The sequence below is a fragment of the Kitasatospora sp. NPDC034023 genome, assembly GCF_055575795.1.
Genome location: NZ_JBVIRY010000103.1, coordinates 1 through 2187, shown reverse-complemented (window position 1 = coordinate 2187; position 2187 = coordinate 1). Strand labels below are relative to the sequence as shown.

General features: G+C 66.8%; 1 protein-coding gene. It reads right to left on the bottom strand.

Going from position 1 to position 2187, the window contains the following annotated elements; translation table 11 throughout:
* Positions 1 to 129 precede the first annotated feature (129 nt).
* The gene (locus ACZ52R_RS43430; protein WP_465755571.1) at positions 130 to 963 is read right to left on the bottom strand and encodes a hypothetical protein; all 834 of its coding nucleotides are present in this window, start codon (positions 961 to 963) and stop codon (positions 130 to 132) included.
* Positions 964 to 2187: the final 1224 nt, after the last annotated feature.

Below are 2187 nucleotides of genomic sequence, written 5' to 3'. Positions count from 1 at the left end.
ATCACCTACCCCCCGGCCAACACGTCAGTTCATCGAACGATCACACGAACGAGCGATCCCCAACCGTGAGTAAAGGGACTTAACGTCCTCTGAGACCGGGGAGTTCGGGGCGTGTGGGCAGGGCTGGGCTCACCCGATCGGCATCATGTCGGTCAGTGGAAATGCCGTCACGTCTTCAGGCGGGCGCGACAAGTGCAGCATGGTGTGGAAGTAGCCGTCGGTCTCCTTCCCCTGCGGGTCATCGCCGGTCGTGGTCACTGCCTGGATGGCGTATTGCTGTTCATCCGCGCTGGTGAAGCGTCGTTGCCGGAACGTGTGCGCGGTGGCCTTCTCTGTGACCAGGCCGTGTGAAGCCAGGCATGCGGCGATGGACGTGTACGGGGTGGTGCGCAGTACGAAGGCCGCGACCCACACCGGGTCCTGGGCACAGGTCAGGATCGGCTGGAAGCTGTGGGCGGTCAGGAAGGTCGTCCCTCCGGTGATCGTGATCAGACGGGCGTGCCGTGCGGCGCGGAGCAGGGGCTGCGAGGGGTGCGCTGTTTCGAGGTTCTCGGCGAAGCCCTCTTCCAGCAGGCCGACCTCGCATGCGTAGGAGATGGCGTTCGTGGCCATGTCGAGTCCGATTACCCGGGCTGGGTCATGGCGCCGACGAGCCGCGTAGTAGCTGCGGTCCCATTCGATCAGTTCGGCTGTGGTGAGGGCGGTGGCCTGTGGCGACGTGTAGTGGGCGTACAGGTCGTCCAGTGTCACCTCATGGTTGAGGAGGGCGGCGTTGATGCCATACGAGCAGCAGATGTCCAGCACGGTCACCGGTTCCGCCGTGCGGGCTGTCCGCCTGCGGGCCGCGAGCGCCCGCCGGAAGACGCTCTGTCCGTGATGGGGTGTCTGGTATTCCAGCGGGCCCAACGCCTGGAAGTAGGCCCGAGGATCCGGTTGATCGTAGATGTCGTCGAAGAGCGTCATGCCTGCTGGGCCGGGGGCCTCCGACGCTTGCCGATCACCGCCGGCGCTCCCACGCCCCCTGTTCCGAATACCGCTCATACCGGTTCTCCTCACAGAGCTCAGGTCCGCTGTCTGGTCAGAGTCGGTCATCCCGCTTCGGTACCGGAAGAAGGCGGGGAAGAAACCAGCCACGCGCCGCAACCGGGGATGGCTGGTGCTCACCCGGAGCCTGCTCCGCTTCCGGTGGGGTTTCACACTCCTGACCTGCGGTGGTCCATCTTCGCTGTCGCGAAATCGCGTTGGTCCACCTTCGATGGCAATCGGTCCGGGTCCGCTGTCACCGGACACGAACCCCCTCCCCGCGCTGCCGAGCACCAGCCACCGAACCCCACCACCAGGAGAAGGCCGGCCCCGACAGCGGACGCCGTCCCCGCCGTACCCGGCGGCCCTTGGGCGGCGGCCCGGACCCGCGGCTGTCGCGCCCACCTGTCGCGCCCCCACCACACCCAGGGGAACCTGGCATCCGCCCACGTCACAGGGCACGACAGCACCCCACGTGACAGGGCGACGCGACAGCACCCACGCCCCGGCAACAGCCCTCCGACACACCCTCCACGGCGGCCTGGCAGCCCCCCAGCCCTTCCGGGCCGCTCTCAGGACCCAGCAGGCCCCCTCACGGAACTCCGCGCCGGTACACCACCGATCGCGGCTGCGCCTGCTCACAGAACGACAGGGCCGGCTGCGGCGAAGCACCCGCCGACCACCCGGATGACGCCCACACGCTTACGGCCTGCCCACGGATCCGCAGCCAGAACGCGGTCACTCCGGGTGAGCCAGGCCGCTCTCAGTCAGAAGAAGTCGTGGGAAGTGATGCTGTGGCCGCAGCCGTGCCTTGCGCAGTCGAGCCCTCTGGTCGGAGTTCTTGGAAATTCGAAGTCCGGACACCTGTGGCAGACGTGGCAGGGGAAGACATCGGGGCCGGGATCGGAGTCACCGTCTGACAGCAGGGATCGTGCCTCGCCATGGAGCGACTGGAGCCGCTCCCTGACTTGACCGAGGTCGCCCGCAATCCGCTCCAGGGCCTTCTTCTGGGAATCTGTCAGGTCGTCAGCAGAATGCATGGCCACGCTCCGTTGCCATCGACGGCCTCTCAGAAGGCATCCGCAATCCGCTTGTGGCGTATGACTTTTCGCTGTTCAGGCATGGTGTGCGGGGTTGGGCGGCAGGGTTTCGGCGTCGGGTTGT